Raw genomic sequence first — 1785 nt, 5'->3', positions numbered from 1 at the left:
CGATCTGCGGCTGGATTCTGATCCAGGTTTTCCAATATTCGAAGCGTGTTGATCATGAATTTGCCCGCTCCGTGTCGGTACCCTGCTAATACAACACCCGACTTATATCCCTCTGGTTCTCGACTTGTATACCCGACAGCAAAACCTGCGGCTATCACTTCATCTGGTGTTTGCTGACCTTCGAATAGGACATAGGGGTATGATTTGCGCATAATAACTCCAATCCAGAATCCCCCCCGATTGAAGGCCTTCAAAGATAGGATGTTTTTTCGCAACATCCTCGCGATGGTATAACCAATTTGTAAACGGCTCACATTTGCCTTTTTGGGTGAAAGGCAGCCATMCCGCCTTATCTTCATCCTTTTGGAAGGCTGCTGGCTGCAGGAAGACTGCTGCGGCACCTTCTTCAATGCACATATAGAGCTCAGCCCAATCCAAATCAGTAAACGATACGATATTAGGGTCTCCGATCAGAATCACTTTCGGTTTTATTTCATATTTCGAGCTATATTCTTGCCAGAGGATGCCCTGAGCGGTCAGCCATTCTTTCACCTCTTGCCTGATACCTAACAAACTCACTTCGGCGTATTCCATCTGTTTTTTCACGGGCTGCGAAAGATAAAAGTCCAACCTCCCACCCGCTGGGGCACCTCCCTTTTCCATGGAAGCCGCAAAACAATATTTACCCGCTGGTCCTTCAACCACTACTTCAGCGCTAAAAACTGACACTGCGAATAACTGTTTGTCATCCTGATTTGCTGCGGGAATGACCACATCTACCGTGCGGTTCCAAACAACTCCTTCCGGACCGAAAATTTTGAAGCACGAAGGATATATTTCTGGCTTTAGCCCGCCTTCATTTGCAAGTACCACTTCAATCTGGAAAGAACGCCCGCTGTAGACATGCATGGGCCTTACAAACATGCACCAACGAAGTGAGGCTAGACCGTCATGGAGCGCATCCATCATACCCGGTTTCAGCTCGCGCCATGTTGTCCATAACCCTTCCCCAGCCATGACTTGATCGACTGTCCCAGTCAAGTTATAACCGCTTATATGCGGATTCGCTCGAATCGCGTTTAGACCTTCGAGCTACCATCTGGAATTCAGTTTTTGACTTTCAATCAGCATATCCTCAGGAAACGGATACACATGTTCCATTCCATATTTCTGCCAATCCGCCATTTAAAGCTCCATATAAGATCGATAAAGCGCTGCATCCTCAAGATCTGCCGATGCCCCTTCCTGTTCAAAGCGTCGTGTTACGCGGATCGCATTTACCAAACTGCCTATGCCATATTCGGATATGAAGATGTTTTTCCCACTAGAACCCAGTGAACGAATAAAATCAAGGGTAACCTGCTCTTGAGGAACATGAGGATATAAATGGACATCCCCTGCATGAGGCATATAAGCTCCAGGCGCTCCCCCTGGATCGCCGGAGGAAGGGATAAATTATCATACAGTGTAGCAACGATGGTGATGGTCATCCGAATGGACGAATAGATGATGATATAATAATACAATTGATCTTCGTTTCATAATGCAAAGCCTCTTCCTTCAGGTCAAATAATGCCGCGTCCTGTTGTCACTTTATAGATATAATTTGCTGAGAATACCAGGATAATGCTGATGACCGATTTAAAAATACCAACAGCGGTAGAGAAGGGATAATTCAACTGGAGTAAACCAAGGTTGTAAACATAAGTGTCCAATACGTCCATCTTGGGATGCACGAGAGGGTTGTCGAACGTATAGTACTGCTCGAAGCCAACAGAGAGAAAC

3 protein-coding genes and 1 pseudogene are annotated in these 1785 nt (G+C 46.1%); all 4 read right to left on the bottom strand.

Features of this window, described 5'->3' with window-relative positions:
* On the bottom strand, positions 1 to 212 hold a 212-nt coding region (locus tag AC1DWN_RS33270), incomplete at its 3' end, for a hypothetical protein (RefSeq protein ID WP_477563107.1).
* Positions 160 to 1041, bottom strand: a complete 882-nt coding sequence (locus AC1DWN_RS33265) for a hypothetical protein (RefSeq protein WP_477563106.1) — start codon at positions 1039 to 1041, stop codon at positions 160 to 162. The genes AC1DWN_RS33270 and AC1DWN_RS33265, both read right to left, overlap by 53 nt.
* Before the next feature lie 144 nt (positions 1042 to 1185).
* Entirely contained in the window at positions 1186 to 1410 is a 225-nt protein-coding gene (locus AC1DWN_RS33260) for a hypothetical protein (RefSeq protein ID WP_477563105.1), read from the bottom strand.
* A gap of 155 nt (positions 1411 to 1565) precedes the next feature.
* A pseudogene (locus tag AC1DWN_RS33255) lies at positions 1566 to 1785 on the bottom strand (sugar ABC transporter permease); the annotation flags it as partial.

This window comes from Paenibacillus sp. P4_A7, from assembly GCF_056402455.1.
This window is presented reverse-complemented; position numbering and strand designations above follow the sequence as displayed.

What these genes read in the sequence shown, in the direction of transcription:
- AC1DWN_RS33260 (WP_477563105.1), bottom strand. Translation starts at nt 1,410, where the DNA reads ATGCCTCATGCAGGGGATGTCCATTTATATCCTCATGTTCCTCAAGAG.